The 16648-nt window shown below is 70.8% G+C and carries 14 protein-coding genes and 1 pseudogene; 12 read left to right on the forward strand and 3 right to left on the reverse strand.

All coding sequences use genetic code 11. The features are described from left to right. Positions 1-58 precede the first annotated feature (58 nt). Entirely contained in the window at positions 59-616 is a 558-nt protein-coding gene (locus ACQHII_RS36125; protein ID WP_427923201.1) for a SigE family RNA polymerase sigma factor, read from the forward strand. Further along, positions 613-1845 carry a WD40 repeat domain-containing protein gene (locus ACQHII_RS36130; RefSeq protein ID WP_427923202.1) on the forward strand — a complete coding sequence of 411 codons (1233 nt, stop codon included), beginning with the start codon at positions 613-615 and terminating at the stop codon, positions 1843-1845. Before ACQHII_RS36125 ends, ACQHII_RS36130 begins: the two co-directional genes overlap by 4 nt. 21 nt (positions 1846-1866) lie before the next feature. Here the strand turns inward: ACQHII_RS36130 and dapA are convergent, their stop codons facing one another. Next, positions 1867-2844, reverse strand: a complete 978-nt coding sequence (dapA, locus tag ACQHII_RS36135; protein WP_427923203.1) for a 4-hydroxy-tetrahydrodipicolinate synthase — start codon at positions 2842-2844, stop codon at positions 1867-1869. Positions 2845-2883: 39 nt separating this feature from the next. Here dapA and lipB point away from each other — a divergent pair, with 39 nt between their 5' ends. Then, entirely contained in the window at positions 2884-3543 is a 660-nt protein-coding gene (lipB, locus tag ACQHII_RS36140; RefSeq protein WP_427923204.1) for a lipoyl(octanoyl) transferase LipB, read from the forward strand. Between the two features lie 29 nt (positions 3544-3572). On the opposite strand, the gene ACQHII_RS36145 is transcribed toward lipB, so the two are convergent. Next, the gene (locus ACQHII_RS36145) at positions 3573-4865 is read right to left on the reverse strand and encodes a hypothetical protein (RefSeq protein ID WP_427923205.1); all 1293 of its coding nucleotides are present in this window, start codon (positions 4863-4865) and stop codon (positions 3573-3575) included. Positions 4866-5191: 326 nt separating this feature from the next. Between ACQHII_RS36145 and ACQHII_RS36150 the strand changes: the two genes are divergently transcribed. The 5 genes and pseudogenes from ACQHII_RS36150 (at position 5192) to ACQHII_RS36170 (ending at position 8637) form a co-directional block, all read left to right on the forward strand. Beyond that, positions 5192-5329, forward strand: a complete 138-nt coding sequence (locus tag ACQHII_RS36150; protein ID WP_427923206.1) for a hypothetical protein — start codon at positions 5192-5194, stop codon at positions 5327-5329. Beyond that, a complete protein-coding gene (locus ACQHII_RS36155) occupies positions 5326-6009 on the forward strand; it encodes a hypothetical protein (protein WP_427923207.1) in 684 nt (227 codons plus the stop codon). The genes ACQHII_RS36150 and ACQHII_RS36155 overlap by 4 nt, the downstream gene beginning before the upstream one ends. 23 nt (positions 6010-6032) lie before the next feature. After that, positions 6033-6796: pseudogene (locus ACQHII_RS36160) on the forward strand (antibiotic biosynthesis monooxygenase). Positions 6797-7268: 472 nt separating this feature from the next. Continuing rightward, positions 7269-7886 carry an ArsR/SmtB family transcription factor gene (locus ACQHII_RS36165; RefSeq protein ID WP_427923208.1) on the forward strand — a complete coding sequence of 206 codons (618 nt, stop codon included), beginning with the start codon at positions 7269-7271 and terminating at the stop codon, positions 7884-7886. 25 nt (positions 7887-7911) lie between these two features. Next, on the forward strand, positions 7912-8637 hold the full coding sequence (locus tag ACQHII_RS36170; protein ID WP_427923209.1) for an SRPBCC family protein: 726 nt from the start codon (positions 7912-7914) through the stop codon (positions 8635-8637). 58 nt (positions 8638-8695) lie between these two features. Here ACQHII_RS36170 and ACQHII_RS36175 read toward each other — a convergent pair whose 3' ends face one another. Next, entirely contained in the window at positions 8696-10519 is a 1824-nt protein-coding gene (locus ACQHII_RS36175; RefSeq protein ID WP_427923210.1) for an endonuclease/exonuclease/phosphatase family protein, read from the reverse strand. 309 nt (positions 10520-10828) lie between these two features. On the opposite strand from ACQHII_RS36175, the gene ACQHII_RS36180 reads away from it, so the two are divergent. The 4 genes from ACQHII_RS36180 to ACQHII_RS36195 all read left to right on the forward strand — a co-directional run bounded on the left by ACQHII_RS36180 (position 10829) and on the right by ACQHII_RS36195 (position 16642). After that, positions 10829-12265: a hypothetical protein gene (locus ACQHII_RS36180; protein ID WP_427923211.1), complete on the forward strand. Its 1437-nt coding sequence runs from the start codon at positions 10829-10831 to the stop codon at positions 12263-12265. A gap of 238 nt (positions 12266-12503) precedes the next feature. Beyond that, the gene (locus ACQHII_RS36185; protein ID WP_427923212.1) at positions 12504-13961 is read left to right on the forward strand and encodes an alkaline phosphatase PhoX; all 1458 of its coding nucleotides are present in this window, start codon (positions 12504-12506) and stop codon (positions 13959-13961) included. Between the two features lie 366 nt (positions 13962-14327). Next, positions 14328-15911 (forward strand): TROVE domain-containing protein, encoded by a 1584-nt coding sequence (locus ACQHII_RS36190; RefSeq protein WP_427923213.1) that lies wholly within the window; start codon positions 14328-14330, stop codon positions 15909-15911. 83 nt (positions 15912-15994) lie between these two features. After that, entirely contained in the window at positions 15995-16642 is a 648-nt protein-coding gene (locus ACQHII_RS36195; RefSeq protein ID WP_427923214.1) for a GntR family transcriptional regulator, read from the forward strand. Positions 16643-16648 lie beyond the last annotated feature (6 nt).

Below are 16648 nucleotides of genomic sequence, written 5' to 3' on the forward strand. Positions count from 1 at the left end.
CCCAGGGAGCACAGGGGCGGGGCATCGGGTGCCGTCGGGGAAGTGAGTGAAGGTGACGATGGATGCCGAAGAGCTGGACGGTTTCCGGGACTTCGTGGACAACAGGTCGTCGGCGCTGCTGAGGACCGCCGTGCTGCTCAGCGGGGGAGACCGGCACGCCGGTGAGGATCTGCTGCAGAACGCCCTGGCCAAGGCGGCCGGACGCTGGGAGCGGATCGACGAACCCGAGGCGTATGTACGGCAGATCCTCTACCGCCAGCAGATCGGCCGCTGGCGGCTGAAGTGGCGTAGACGCGAACTGACCGTCGCCGAACCGCCGGAGACCCGTACGACCCCGGACACCTCGTCCGCCGCCGAACTGCGCGTCGTGATGCGCGAGGCACTCTCCAGGCTCACCGCCCGCCAGCGCACCGTCCTCGTTCTCCGCTACTTCGAGGACCTGCCGGAGGCCGAAGTGGCCCGGCTGCTCGGCTGTTCGGTCGGCACCGTACGGTCCACCACCCACCGTTCCCTCGCCCGGCTGCGCGTCCTCGCGCCCGAACTGGCCGCCCTGGGCCCGGCCGACACCGAACTCCGGCCGTCCCGTGACCACTCGCCCGTGGAGGTGCGCCCGTGAACGTCGACGATCTCCTGCGCGACGCGTTGCGCGAACAGGCCGCCGAACAGCCCCCGGTGGGACCGGGGTTCGCCGACCGGGTGTTCGCCGTCCGCCGGCGCCGCCGTACCCGAAGGCTGGTGACCGTCGTCGCCGTCACGGTCGCGGTGGCCGCCGTCGCCGTGGGCGTGCCGCTGCTCGACTCGGGGAAGAGCGACGTCCGTCCGGCGAACGTGGTGGACCCGGACAAGGTGAGCGGCCACCCGAGCCAGTCGCCGCCGCACGAGCTGATCGCCGCCGGGAGCGCGGCACTTGCCGCCTACTACATCCCGACCACGGTCAAGAAGTCGGCCACGGAATCCGTCTCCGAGCGCACTTACTGGCTGCTCGACCAGAAGACCGGCACCTACGTGAAGGCCCCCAGGTGGTCGTTCGTCGCCGTCGCGCCGGGCCTGAGGACCGCGGCCGTCCTCGAACGTACCCTGCCCGCCTCCCGGATCGGCCTGCTCGACCTGGCCACCGGCGAGGTGAAGCGGTGGATCCAGGTCGATCACAAGGTCGGCGGCCTGTCGTTCTCGGCCGACGGCCGGAAACTGGTCGCGACGACCTACACCTACAACCCCGACGCGGATTTCCACCCGGCGGACCCGAACTCCAATGTCGGGGAGCCTCTACGACCGTCCGTCCGCTCCGGTTTCTACGTCTTCGACGTGGCCTCCGGCAAGGGACCCTGGGCCCCGGTCGACGTCGGTGACGGCACACGGGCGGACGGCCGGAACGGCATGATCAACAACCGTCAGGACTTCGCCTTCACCCGCGACGGCGGACATGTCTGGGGCGGCGTCCCCTCGGACGACATCGGCAAGCTGTTCTACGACTTCAAGGGCGCCGAGGTCCCGGCACCGACGGCCGCCGACAAGTACCGCGCCTGGTACCCCCAGGCGGGGGTGTCCCCCAGCGGCAGGCTCGTCGCCGGCGACTTCGCGGGCGAGACCTGGCACACCTCGTCCTACGTCACCGACTCCACCACCGGAGCGAAGAGCGAGGTCCACGGGCAGGAGCTGCTTGCCTGGGCCGACGACAGGACGCTCATCGCCTGGGACATCGGGAAGGACGCGGGGGAGAGCGAGTTCCACCAGCGACTGGTGCTGGTCACCGTCGGCAGCGACAAGGAGGTACCGCTGAGCGGCTTCCGCAAGGGCACCGACACCGACGCCGGACGCTGGCAGCCGGTGTTCGCGCAGCGCTGAGCGCCTCGGGGGCTGTGGCGGTCAGGCGGCCGTGAACTCCTCGTACGCCGCTAGCAGTTCACGGGTCGCCGCACCGCCGGCGGGCCGCAGCGGCGCCCGGACCGAACCACCGGGCAGGCCGAGGGAGTTGAGCAGCGCCTTGACGGTGACGGTGCCGGGCAGTCCCGCCGCCATCATCAACTCGATGAGGGGCGTGGCGCGTTGCTGGAGGCGGGCGGACACGGGGGTGTCGCCCGCCTCGAACGCGTCGAGGATCGCGCGCAGTTGAGCGGGCACGACGTTCGCGACCGTGCTCACATATCCCGTGGCCCCCACCGCGTGCAACGCCAGAATGTGCTCGTCGCAGCCCGCGTAGTACGCCAAGTCGGTGCGGGCCAGCACCTTTTGGGTGCCGAGGAAGTCGTAGGAGCAGTCCTTCACCGCCACGATCCGGGGGTGCTCGGCGAGCCGGATCATGGTCTCCGGTTCGATCCGGGTGCCGGTGCGGCCCGGGATGTCGTAGAGCACGAGAGGCAGCCCGGAGGCGTCGGCGACCTCGTGGAAGTGTGCCTCCAGGGCGTCCTGCGGGGGCCTGCTGTAGTACGGCGAGACCACCAACACCCCGTCCGCGCCCGCCTTTTCGGCCTGGAGGGCGAGTTCGACGGTGTGCCGGGTGTCGAAGGTGCCCACGCCCGAGACGAGCGGGACGCCGTCACCGACGGCCTCGCGGACGGCGGTGACGAGCGCCGCCTTCTCCGCGTCCGACGTGGTGGGCGACTCACCGGTCGTCCCCGACAGCACGAGCCCGTCGCACCCCTCCGACACCAGCCGTACGGCGAGGAGTTGGGCCCCGTCGAGGTCCAGCGCCCCCGACTCGGTGAAGGGGGTGATCATCGCGCACAAGGCACGACCGAAAGGGGACGGGGATGGGGAGAGGGAGGGGGAGGGGGAGGGGGACGGATGGGCGGTCGAGGCGTTCGTCATGGGAGTAGTCTCGGCAGAGCGACAGTGAAGCTCCACTTAAATTTCCTACAGGGTATTGATAAGGGATGCTGTGCTATGGGTGAAGTGAGCAGGGGCGGCGGGGGAGCCATCGAGCGACTCGACCTCGGTGAAGTGCCGTACGAGGAGGCAGTCGAGCGGATGACCGACTGGGTCGGCCAGCGCCGCGCCGGCGAGATCCCCGACCGCCTCGCCCTGCTGACCCACCCGCCCGTCATCACCTACGGCTCCCGCACCCCGCCCGCCGAACTTCCCTCCGACTCACCGATCCCTCTGATCCCGGTCGACCGCGGCGGCCAGGCCACCTACCACGGCCCCGGCCAGCTGATCGGCTACCTGGTCCTGAACCTGCGCGAGCGCGGCCCCGCCGACATCGTGCGCCAGGTCGAGCACGCCCTCATCGACGCCTGCGCCACCCTCGGTTTCGAGACGCTACGACGGGACACCCCGCCCGGCGCCCAGTCCCTGGTCGGCGTATGGACACCGGACGGCGCCAAACTCGCCTCGATCGGCATGCGCATCAGAGGCGGCGTCACCAGCCACGGCTTCGCCCTCAACATCGCCCCCGACCTCACGGAATTCACCCGCTTCACAGCCTGCGGCCTGCCCGGCGCACCGATGACCTCCCTCGCCGAACTCGCCGCACACCAGGGCCGATCCGTACCGTCGGAGGACGAGGCGAGGGGCGCGGTGGCGAAGGCGTTGGGGGCGGTGTAGGGCATCTCTGTAGCCCCAACGCCCCACCCTCACAGGGGTGTTGGCGAAACGGCCCGGTGGAATGCCGCACGGTACCTGTGCAGCCGGGGTGCGCGGATCGCGGGCAGCCGGACCAACGTGTCCTCGAAGGCGCGGTGGTGGGGTCTCAGTGGGCACCAGGGGCGAGGCAGCAGCGGGTAGTCGTCGCGCAGGACCCCCTCCGGGAGACCCCCGGTCGCGGGCAACGGCGAGGTCTCGCCGGGGCGGGCGAGAAAGGCCCAGACCCCGCTGTCCAACGGCACCACGACTCCCTCGTCCCCCGGCGGACGCCAGGGCTCCCCGGTGAGGGGGTGGCGGGGGACAAGGAGGATGTCGGGGCGGGGTTGGGGCGGGTGCACCCCCGGACCGGCGAGGCCTACGGACCAGGGTCCGGAGCCGGGGCCGGGGCCGGTCAGTCCTTCGGACCAGGCATCAGATCCGGCGAGATCCCCGGACCGGGCATCGGATCCGGCGAGTCCCACGGACGAAGCCTCGGGGTGGGGCGGTCCGGCGGATCGGGTCCCCGGTTCGACCAGTCTGGGGGATGGGGCGTCGGGTCTGGCTGGTCCGACGGACGAAGCTTCGGGGTGGGGCGGTCCGGCGGGCCGGGTCCCCGGTTCGACCAGTCTGGGGGATGGGGCGTCGGGTCTGGCTGGTCCGACGGACGAAGCCTCGGAGTTGGTCGGTCCGACGGACCGGGTCCCAGGTCCGGCCAGTCGCCTGGATCGGGCATCCGGACCCGAGGGGAGATACCGGCCGACGGCATGGCCGAGCAACTCCGCGACGGGACCTGCGGGGAGACTCACCGGGCGGTCCCCGGTGACCGCCACGAGATGGGCCAGGGCGACCCCGAGCGCCGCCTCCCACCGCCGGCTCCACGAACCGTCGGCCTCGACCGGCGGGACGCGATGGTCGGCGCGGGCCAGGTCGTCCCAGTCGGGAGGCGGACCGGCCGGGAGTCCCGAGGAGCGGCGGGTGACCGCGTCGGGTTCGAGCCACACCGTCTGCCACATCCCGCAGTCGTCCATGCGGGTGGCCACGGCCCGCCCGCATCCCCCGCACGCCAGGTTGGGCCCCGCCCGGCCGTCCACACCCTGGCAGTAGCCTTCGCACTTCTCGGGGATCAGGGTCATGGACCGGGAGTCGCCGGGTGCGATGACGATCCGGTTCCGTGCGCCGAAGGAGACGGAGTACACCGGCGCGAACACGCCCTGCCGGGCAGCCGCGTCCGCCCCGACCTCCGCCCAGCGCCGCCAGGGCGGACCGCTGGGCAGGGGCTCGACGGCGTATGTCGAGGATTCCATCAGCGGAGGGTGGAGTTCCTCCCACCCGCCGTGGTGGACGTGGACGGGCAGGGCGACCCGGGACATGGGCGCCGTGAGCTCCGTACCGCACCCGGCACACGCGAACACGTCCAAAAAGCTCAACAAGCTCCCCCTCGCGCCGAATCCACGGGGATTGTGCCCGGCCCGCGGCGGAGATTCCACCGGAATTCGGAGCGCCACCGGTCGCGTCGCGTCGCTCCGCTCGGCCCAAGGCCCTATGTCCAATCGGCCCCTTCATGGTTCACCATGGCCAGGAAGGTCACCGGCGTGGGACGTTCACCCACCCCCTGGTCACGGGAGGCGTCATGAAGCTCGGCAAGGCACTGGCCACCGGAGTCGCCGAAGAGCGGCCGCGGATCCGTCATGAGGAAGTCGAACTTCCTGAGAACATCGTGGAGTTCACGGAGGAGAAGGCGCCCGAAGAGGTTCCGGCCGCCCGATGAGGCTGCGGCTCCCCGAGGAACGTCCGACGGAGCCGCCGACCGGATTCAAGATCGCCCACCCGGTGCTGTCCCAGGACGGCGCCCGGGCCGGGTTCACCGGTGTGTCGCTGGGCGGCGCGCTGCCGTACGGAGTCGTGGCCGACGCGTCCTGCGTCTACGGCCGGCGGCACCGGGCACCCGCGCGCCGCTGCGACTGCGGCTTCCACTGTGTGCACGAACGGACGGCGGCGGAAGCCCTGTTGTGCACCGCCGAGCACCGCGAGGCGGTCCTCCTCGACATCACCGTCCTCGGTTCCTACATCCGCTTCGAACGCGGCTTCCGCTACGCCCGCCAGCGCGTCCGCACCGCCACCGTCGGCCCCTGTGCCTGCGGCGCCGGGGCCGTCGCGCTTGCCGACGCGGGCTGGGGCAGGCCGGGTTGGCGCGCCCTCGCCGCCGCGTGCGCGGGGTGCGTGCGGGGTCGTACGTCCGTCTCGCTCGCGGCGTTCGCGCGGCTGGCCGGGGACGGACTGCGGGTGGTTGTGGCGGCGAGCGGCGGGGCGGCGATGAGCGCCGGGTCCGGACTGTCCGAGGGGCTCGGTGTGCCCGAACTCGTCGCGGAGGCGGCCCTGTTGCAGGCGCGGCTCGACTGGTTCCAGAGCCGGCTGGCGCGGCTGGAAGGGGGCGCGGCGCAGCAGTAGTAACCCGGGTGTCGACCTCAACGTTGGTCGAGGCTGAAGGGTGGTCGACGCACCACCCGTACCGATCAGCGGAGGCCCGCACGACCCGTCGTACCGACTCGCACCCCGACCTCTCGCCGATCCGCGCGTCGCCGCCCCCGTCTTCAGCACCTGGCGCGTCGGCACACCCTCGCGCCAGCGGCAGACCGTCGAGGCGGTCGCGGTCGCCTGGGAGGGCCGGCCGTGGCCCGCCGACGGCCTCCTCGGCTACCACCTCTACACCGGGCACGACACCTCCACCCTGCTGCACTACTCGCAGTGGACGAGCGAACAGGCCTACGAGGCCTTCGTCAGGACCCGCCGCCAGGAGCGCGTCGACGAGATCGACACCGCCGTGCCGGGCATCGAGCGGTTCGGTCTCAGCCGCTACCGGCACTACCGCAGCGGCGGCCCGGCGGACCGGGGCGGGCGCGTCCCCGGGTGCGTCGTGATTGTCGACGTCGAGTTCGAGGGACCCGACCCCGACCGCCAACGGGCCTGGGTGGACGCGGTGTTCGAGGCCCTGGAGAACGAGCCCGCGCCGAACCCCGGCGGTATCGCCACCCACTTCCACCTCTCCACCGACGGGACCCGCGTCCTCAACTACGCCGAGTGGACCAGCGCCCAGGCCCACCTGGAAGCCCTCGCGGCCCCCGGCGACGGCATCGGCCCCGATACCGCGCACTGGGAACGCGTCCAGACCTGGCCGGGCCTCAAGAGCAGCACGGTCAGCCGCTACGACCACGCGCTCGGGCTGGTCCCCGACTGATGACAGACCTGGCGGCGACTATGTGGCTTCCCGGAGGCCGGCTTCGGCGACGCGGCGCCGGTACTCCGCCTCGGCAGCCACGTCCAGAAAGCTCACGTGCTGCCACCGGGCCCGGTCGTAGCCGTCGCTCTCGCGCCAGACGCGGTCTCTTGGGGCCGCGGATCGCGTGCTCGACAGTCAGCACGAGGCCGGACACCGCCTCGGCGAGAGCCGCTGCCGTGCGGTGCTCCTCCGTCGCGTCGTCGTGAGCACGTTGCAGCGATTCGAGGCGCGGTACCAGGAAGTCGTAGATCGCCCAGACGCCGTCGATCGTGACGTCCGTGGCGAGGAGCGGCTTGTGCTTCGGATCGGTGCTCATCGGTCAAGAATGACGCCCTCCACCGACAACTCCCATCGACAGCGCACACCGACAGCTCCCACCGACAATCTCACTCCCCTGGACAAAAAAAGTTTTCGGTGGGACGGTGGACGCATGCTGGATGTCACCGTGATCGAGGACCCCGAGGCCGCAGCCGTCTCGCTGGACCCCATAAGGGCCAGGCTGCTCGCCGAGCTGGGGGCGGGACCCGCGTCCGCCGCCATGCTGGCCGGCAAGGTCGGGCTGCCCCGGCAGAAGGTGAACTACCACCTCAAGGCGCTGGAGCGGCACGGCCTGGTCGAGCTGGCGGGGGAGCGGCGCAAGGGCAATGTCACCGAGCGGCTGATGCGCGCGACCGCCGCGTCGTACGTCATCTCGCCGCTCGCGCTGGCCGCCGTGCAGCCGGACCCGGACCGGTTCCGCGACCAGCTCTCCGCGCGCTGGCTGCTGGCGCTCGGCGCCCGGCTGGTGCGGGACGTCGGTTCGCTGATCACCGGCGCGGCCAAGGCCCACCAGCGGCTCGCGACCTACGCACTGGACGGCGAGGTGCGCTTCGCGTCCGCCGCCGACCGGGCCGCGTTCATCCAGGAACTGACCGCCGGGGTCGGCGCCCTCATCCGCAAGTACGACGCGGGGGAGGCGGAGGAGGGCCGCGACCACCGGATCGTGGTCGCCGTCCACCCCACGGTCAAGAAGCCGTCCACCCCAGAACTGGACCAAGAGGGCCAGTAGAACCAGTAGTACTCAGGAGCCAGCCATGTCCAAGGAATTCGAGATCGTCTACGAGTTTGAGGTCGACGCCACTCCGGAGCAGGTGTGGGACGCCGTCACGTCCGGCACGGGCGGCTGGCTGTGGCCCATGGAGTTCGACGGCGAGAAGCGCGTCGGGCCCTTCGGGTCGACCCTCACCAACTTCGACCCGCCGCACCGGATCACCGCCCGCACCGAGGACGTCGGCTTCCCGACCCAGAGCCTCAACCAGATCGACGAGACCATCGAGCCCCGCGACGGCGGCCGGCGCGCCTGGGTGCGTTACGTGCACAGCGGGATCTTCACCGACGACTGGGACAACCAGTACGACGGAGCGAGCAAGCACAACGCCTTCTACATGCACACGCTGCGGGAGTACGTCACCCACTTCGCGGGCCGGCCGGTCGCGTTCGCCACGCTCAACGGGCCCGACGCCTCAACCGCCGCCGACGCCTTCGGAGTTGTCGGCCGGGCGCTCGGCCTCGCGGACGACACGGGGGAGGGTGCGCGGGTTCAGGCCCGTGGGCCCGAGGGTCAACTCCTGGACGCCGTACTGGACTTCCGCGACCCGTACTTCATCGGACTGCGCACCGACAGCGCGCTGATCCGCTTCTTCGGGCGCAACCACTGGGGCGCCCCGGTCGGCGTCAGCGTCCACGACTTCGCCCCGGACGCCGACGCCAAGACCAATGAACTCGCCTGGCAGAACTGGCTGGACGGGGTCTTCGCCTGACCTGGTGCAAGTCGGCGAGACCCCGTCCACCCACCCCCGTGGGCCCTTCCCGCAGGTGCTACGGCTGGAAGCGCAGCACCTGCGGGTCGTGGTCGCTGATCTGGTCGTTGAACTCCGAGTTGATGTGGACGCTGTCGTACTCGAAGCAGTCCTTGCGGATCGACGGACTGATCAGGATCTGGTCCAGGACCTGCTCGTTGCCCTGGTAGTCGTACGTGTAACGCTCGTTCTTCGGCAGGGACCTGATCGCCGAGTACAGCTCGCCGTCACCTTCGAGGATCTTCGCGGTGTCGGAGAACTCGAAGTCGTTCATGTCGCCGAGCGTGATCACGTCCGCGTTCTTCTGCGCGGCCAGGATCTCGTTGACGAAGGCGTTGACCGCCGTCGCCTGCGCGTGGCGCTGGGTCTCCGAGCTGCGGGTGACCGGCTGGTACTGCGCGGTCAGCGGCTGGTCGCCGCCCTTGGAGATCAGGTGGTTGGCGATCACGAAGACCGTCTTCCCCTTGAACACGAACTCGCCCGCGAGCGGCTTGCGGCTCGCGGTCCAGGCCGCGTTGGCGGGGTCGATCCGGCCCGGGGACACGGTGAGTTGGGCCTTGCCGTGCACCTTGGTGACGCCGACCGCGGTCGTGGAGTCGCCGCCCGCGCGGTCGGTGAAGGAGACCCGCTGCGGGTTGAACAGGAACACCTGGCGGATGTTGCCGCCGGGCTCGCCGCCGTCCTGGTCGTTGACGGGGTTGATCGAGCGCCAGTCGTACTTCGGGCCGCCGGCCGCGACGATCGCGTCGATCAGCTTGTTGACCGTGACGCTCGCGTCGACCGTGCCGTCGTCCGTCGCACCGTTGTTGTCCTGGATCTCCTCCAGGGACACGATGTCGGGCGACTGGAGGTTGTTCACGATCGCGGCGGCGTGCGCGGCGAAGGTGCCGTCGGAGGGGTCGAGGTTCTCGACGTTGTACGTCGCGACCGCGAGCTGGTTCTTCGACTGCTTCTTCGTCGTCTCGCGCTTGAGGCCGCCGCTCTTCACGGTGCCGATCTCGTTCGCGACAAGGGTGTAGCCGCCGTACTGGTTGAAGTCCAGCGGGCCGGCCGTGGTGCCCGTCAGCTTGTCGCCGACGTTGACGACCGGGAAGTCCGCCGTGGCGCCCAGGGACTGGATCTGGAGGCGCCCGCCGTTCTGCGAGTCGTAGGACCCGTAGACCGTGCCACCGCGCGGAGTGGCGTTCTGGTGCGGCTTCACCGTGACCCACAGCTCCGCGTACGGGTCGGTCGCGGTGACCACACGCGCGTCGGAGACCTGGACGTTCATGCCCTCGAGGGACTCGTAGTAGTCCAGGGCGTACTTCTTGGGCTCCAGGGTCAGCGCGTTGATCGAGTTGCTCGCGGCGGTGTCGCCGGCCGGGGTGTAAGCGCTCGGCACCGACCGGGAGTCGATCACCACGGGGGCCGGGACGGCGTTGCCGCTTGAGACGACGGTGACCGTCGGCTTGGTGATCTCGGTCAGCGACTGGTTGCCCGTGGCGGCGCCGCCCGGGACGTACTCGGAGACCGTGCCGGAGACGGTGACCGAGTCGCCGACCGCGACCTTCGGGGTCGAGCTGGTGAAGACGAACACGCCTTCACTGGTGGCCGGGTTGTCGTCCGGGGTCGCGTCCTGGAACCAGAAACCCTTGGACGAGCCGTACGTACGGACGCCCGTGACGATGCCCGGTACGTCCGCGACCTTCTGGCCGGCGTACGGCGAGATCCGGGTCGTTCCCTGGATGTCGTGGATGCGGACGCCGTCGGCGTGCGCGGGCGAGGTGAGAACGATCGTGGACGCCACGGAGCAGACGGCGGCGACGGTGAGCGCGGCGAGACGCGCGGAGGACTTGCTCGGCAACGGGATCCCTCCGGGGACATGCATGAGCCGGGACGAGGGTGGATGAAGCTGTGCAGCGGCGGTGGGAGCCGCGACCGGTGGGGCGGTAGCGACGCGCGTAGAAGATACCTGAACCGGGTGTCCATGACATTTCTACGCGCGTCAATCTCATTGCGGGGCCGCCCAGTTGTCAAGGTTTCAGCCATGTACGCCTGGTGGCCGGGACATGAACCGGGCGGCATGGGTCGAAATCCGTCTAGGCTGAGCGGCTGAGTCGTGTGTCGTGTGCGGCCGTCGTACGGCCTTCGAGGCGCCTAGGAGAACCCCCCGATGTCAGACAGCTCCCCCCTGCCGCCGGTGCGGCTGCACTCCGAAGCGGAGCTGGCGCGTGACGCGCTGTCCACCCCTCTGCTGGCCCGTGCGGCCCGGCTCGCCCGCTGGGCCGGCCCCGACACCCGCGTCGAGGCCGGTGGCGGCCTTGTCGACGAGCAACTGCCCGCCGCCGCCGAGCTGCTCGGCCTGACCGGCGACGACGCGGCGGCCGACGCGAGCGAGGCCTGGCGGGTCGCGGTCGACACCGGGCTGGTCGAGATCGTCGACGAGGACGAGGGCACCGTCGCGGTCGGCGAGGAACTGGCCCTGCTCACCTCCGGCTCGCCGCGCGACGTCCTCGCGGTGTGGCTGGGCGCCCTCGACGTCGTGCTCGCGGACGCGAGCGTGCCCGATCTGGACGGTCTTGTCGACGCCGTCGGCGAGGGCGGCGAGGTCGATTTCTCGTCACTCGACTGGGACCCCGAGGCGGAGGCCGAGTTCCTCGACGGCGTCCTCGGCAACCTCTATCTCCTCACCGTCAACGAGGAGGGCCCCGGCGACGGCCCCGTTCCGCTGCCCGCGCTGGCCGCCTCGATGATCGTGCCCAGCGACATGGGGGAGCCGACCAACGACGTACTGGAACAGGTCTCCGACGCGATGATGCGCCTCGACGACCAGTTCCGGCTGCTCGCACCGGTCGGGATCGTCGAGTACCAGCCCGTGGACGAGGCCCTGATGGCCGACTTCGACGAACCGGCCGACGGCTCCTCGCCCTCCGTCGACGAGACCGACGTCACCCGCTACGGCATGGTGCGGCTCACCCCGCTCGGCCTCTACGGCCTGCGGGCCCGCCTCCAGGAGGCCGGCTTCGTGGCGCCCGCCGTCGGAGACCTCGCAGACAAGGGCGCGGACGCGCTCCTCGACGGTACGTCGGCCTTCCCGCAGAAGGCCGCCCGGGCCGAGACCGAACAGTGGCTGGCGAGCCGCCAACCCCTCGCCGCCGCACGGGAGTTGCTGGCGGCGGCCCGCGGCGCCGACACCGGCGCACCCCTGCGCCGGCTGCTCTGCCAGCAGGCCCTCTCCCTCGTCGGCCAGGAGGCCGAGCCCGCCCTGCGCGAGGTGCTCGACGACCCCGAACTCGGCGGCCTCGCCCGGGTCTGGCTCAGCGAACGCGGCGCGAGCGACGTCCCCGCGCCCTCCGAGGACCTGGTCTTCTGGCTGACCGTCGACACGGTCGCCGCGCAACTGGCCGCCGAGGGCAACTCCGAGGAGTTGCAGGCCCTCGTCGAAGGCCTGGCCCAGCAGCACAACGGCTTCTTCGCGGCGGCCTGGCGGGTCGACCACCCGGCGACCGCCGACGTCCTGGAGGCGATGGGCCGACTCCACCCCGACAAGCGGATCGCGAAGGAAGCCCGCAAGGCGGCCTTCAAGGCACGCTCGCAGCAAGGGAGTTGAGCCGACCGGCACTGAAGAGGGCTGACGCGGCACGGGTGGCTTTTGCTTTCCATGGGTAAGTGCATGCGGGACCATGGCCGATCACATAGAGATCGATGGCCTATTGCATACGGATTCATGGAAGAGAGCCCGGCGAAGTCGACCGGTGTTCAACTCATGTTCAGACATGGGCGGAAGCGTGGCGCCGACCGAGGTCCGCCACCCTCCACGGCACACCCACCGTCACAGGAGACACACCATGTCGCTCACCCGCAGAGACTTCGCCGCGAAATCCGCGATCACCGGTGCCGGGGTCGCCCTGGCGGGCAGCGTCGGCGCCCTCGCCACCGCCCCGAACGCCCTCGCCGCCACCGACACCGAGACCGCGGCCGAGGAGTCGGCGACCGGCTACGGCCACGGCCATGCCGGCGTCGGCTACGGCCCGCTGGTCGCCGACCCGGACGGCCTCCTCGCCCTCCCGGCCGGCTTCAAATACCGCGTCATCACCTACAGCGGCAAAACCAAGCTGGAGTCGGGCGAGTTCACCCCCTCCAACCACGACGGCACGTCCACCTTCGACGGCCCGCGCGGCGCCACCCTCCTCGTCAACAACCACGAGCTGGCCGGCCCCCGCGCCAACTGGCCCCACCCCGTCCCGCTCACCGAGGGCCTCGTCTACGACCCCGCCGCGGCCGGCGGCTGCACGGTCGTCGAGGTCCGCCGCGACCACGTCGCCGAATGGGTCGGCATCGCCGGCACCGCCACCAACTGCGCGGGCGGCAACACCCCTTGGGACACCTGGCTCACCTGCGAGGAGACCGAGGACAAGGCCGGCACCAACGGCTTCACCAAGGACCACGGCTACGTCTTCGAGGTCGACCCCGTGGACCGCCGCGCCAACAAGAACCCGAAGCCCATCAAGGCACTCGGCCGCTACGCCCACGAGGCGGTGGTGGTCGACCCCAAGCGCGGCCACCTCTACCTGACCGAGGACGCGTCCAACCCCAACGGCCTCCTCTACCGCTGGACCCCGCCCGAGCACTTCCACCACGGCCGCGGCAGGCTCCGCACCCTCGCCGACGACGCGGGCGTCCTCGAAGCCTTCAAGTGCTTCGACTCCGGCGGCAAGTTCGTCGACGACCTCTCGCGCGCCACGAAGATCGGCACGGTCTACGGCGTCGACTGGGTGACCGTCCCCGACCGCGACGCGAAGTCGGTGTCCGTCCGCAAGCAGTTCGCGGCCGGCGAGATCACCCGCGCCCGCAAGCTGGAGGGCATGTGGTGGGGTGACGGCGGCACGTACATCGTCTCCTCGTTCGCCCGCACGGAGAGCCCCGTCCAGCACGACGGCGCCGTCTGGTTCTACGACCCCAAGCGCCGCACCCTGACCCTGAAGGTGCTGCTCGGCGTCAACCCCGACCCCTCCGTGGACGGCGCCTTCGACGGCCCCGACAACATCACCGTCTCCCCCTACGGCGGCCTCGTCATCGCCGAGGACGGCGAGGGCATCCAGCACCTGTTCGGCGCGACCGAGAGCGGCCGCACCTACCCGATCGCCCGCAACGAACTCAACATCGGCACCGAAGACAAGCCGGAATACAGCGAGTTCACCGGCGTCACCTTCTCACCCGACGGCAAGACCCTGTACGCGAACATCCAGACTCCGGGGATCATGCTGGCGATCACGGGGCCCTGGAAGCGGCAGAAGCGCGGCTGAACTCCCGTACGGAATTAATTGGTTGGCCCCTCCTGAGCTGCGCCTCCTACTCTGAGATCACAACAGCACGCACCTCCCGGTGCGAAGGCGGCGGTTACTTCTTCTCGTAAAAGAATCCGACACCGCCGCCGACTTGATCTCGGGAGGCGCAGCTCATGGCGGGTGCCCGGTGCGCAGGCAGCGGATACTTCGGGATCCAGTCCGTAGTGATACGGGTGCGGGTTCAAATCCCGTCATCGGCCCAGGGCCGATGTGGCGGAACGGAAGACGCGCTGGCTTATAAGTCCCGTCGCCGACTCCGATCTCGGGCGCCCGCCATTGCCGCGCACTCCCTCCGGAACAGCAGTGAATTCGGGGGAATTCAGCATGTCTCGATTCAACAGGAAGGTCGCCCGCGCGCAGCCCGTTTCCCGCGTCACCTCCACGGGCCGGGTGCTCCGCACCTATGAGGGCGGCCGCGGCCGTGAGCGGGACGCACGCTCCGAGCTCTTTCTGCTCTCCGTCGCCAACTTCGTTTCCCAGCAGACCTTCTACGAGTCCGGCACCGCGCGCGACGACCGCTTCGCGACCCTCGTGCGCGAACTCGCCGTCACCGACCCGGCCTGGACGGCCGGCCTCCTCGGCTGGCTGCGGGGCGAGGGCAACCTCCGTACGGCCTCGATCGTGGGCGCCGCGGAGTACGTAAAGGCCCGTCTCGACGCCGAAGCCACCGACGGCCCCTCGAACCGACAGGTCGTCGACTCCGTGCTCCGGCGCCCGGACGAGCCCGGCGAGCTGCTCGCCTACTGGACCGCGCGCCACGGCCGCAACATCCCCAAGCCCGTCAAGCGCGGTGTCGCCGACGCCGTACAGCGGCTCTACAACGGCAAGTCCCTGCTGAAGTACGACACCGCGTCCAAGGGATACCGCTTCGGCGACATCCTCAACCTGGTGCACGCGGCGCCTGACCCGGACAAGGCGTGGCAGGGCGAGCTGTTCCAGTACGCGCTGGACCGCCGGCACCACCCGGACACCGCCGTACCGCCCGCGTCGAACCATGTCCTGACCGCGCACCGCGAGCTGATGGCGCTGCCGGTCGTCGAGCGGCGCGCGGTCGTCACGGCGCCGGACGGCGCCGAGCGGCTCGCCGCGGCCGGGATGACCTGGGAGGCGCTGGCCGGCTGGCTCCAGGGCCCGATGGACAAGGCGGCCTGGGAGGCGGTGATTCCGTCCATGGGTTCGATGGCGCTCCTCCGGAATCTCCGGAACTTCGACGAGGCCGGGGTCTCCGACGAGGTCGCCGCGCGGGTCGCGGCGAAGATCAGCGACCCGGCGGAGGTCACGCGCTCGCGCCAGTTCCCCTTCCGGTACCTCGCCGCGTACCGGCACGCGCCCTCGCTGCGCTGGGCGTACCCGCTGGAGCGGGCGCTCGGCCACTCGCTGGCCAATGTGCCCGCGCTGCCGGGCCGCACGCTGGTGCTCGTGGACCGCTCGGGCTCGATGTTCTACTCGCGGCTGTCCGACCGCTCCGAGCTCAGCCGGGCCGACGCGGCGGCGGTCTTCGGCACGGCGCTCGCGCTGCGGGCGGCGGACGCGGACCTCGTCGAGTTCGGCACCACGAGCAGGCGCCTGGACTTCGCCGCGGGCGAGTCGGTGCTCAAGATCCTGGGCCGCTTCGGCGACCTGGGCGGCACCGACACCACCTCGGCGGTCCGCTCGCACTACCGGGGACAGGACCGGGTGCTGATCATCACCGACGAGCAGGCCGCGTACAGCCACTACGGCGACCCGACCGAGCAGGTCCCGGCCCACGTGCCGGTCTACACCTGGAACCTCGCCGGATACCGAGCGGGCCACGGCCCGTCCGGCACGGCCAACAGGCACACCTTCGGCGGCCTCTCGGACGCGGCTTTCCGGATGGTGCCGCTGCTGGAGGCGGCCCGGGACGCGGACTGGCCCTGGGCTGTCTGAAGCCCGGCACCTGGCCCGCACCCACGCATGGGTGCGGGCCACACCCTTGTCCGACGGGAGATTGACATCTAACATTTCAGTTCATGAACGCGCTACGACCCGTCCCGCGCACCCTCCTCCGCGACCGCGCCTACGAAGCGATCCGTGACGCCATCGTCGCCGGGGAGATCGAACCCGGCGCGGTGGTGCGGGACGCCGAGCTGGCCGAGCGGCTCGGGCTGTCGCGGGCGCCGGTGCGGGAGGCGTTCTCGCGGCTGGTGGAGGAGGGGCTGCTGGAGAGCAAGCCGCAGAGCTACACCCGGGTGACTCCGGTCGTGGCCGCCGATGTGCGGGACGCGGCGGCCGTCGTCGGTGTCCTGCACGAGTTGGTGACGCGGATCGCCGTACCCCTCTTGCAGGGCACGGACGTTGACGTGATGCGCGCGGCCAACGACCGTTTCGCCGCCGCCGTGCGCGCCGGGGACGTGGACGCGGCGCTGCGCGCCGACGACGAACTGCACGACGTCCTGGTCCGGGTGAGCGGCAACCGCGCCGCTGCGGCCACCGTCGCCCGCTACACCCCCCTCATCCGCCGCCTGGAGCGACGGCGCTTCGGAGAGGGCGGCAACTGCCGTTCGGCAGGACTGCACGAGCGGCTCATCGAGGCCTGCTCCGACGGTGACGTGGACGACGCGGTCCGCGTGACGGCCGAGATCTGGCGGGGGCTCGAAAGCCTCGCCGACACCGACTGACCCGGG

Origin of the sequence: Streptomyces sp. cg40 (assembly GCF_050320165.1) — a bacterium.
Classification (GTDB): Bacteria; Actinomycetota; Actinomycetes; order Streptomycetales; family Streptomycetaceae; genus Streptomyces; species Streptomyces hokutonensis.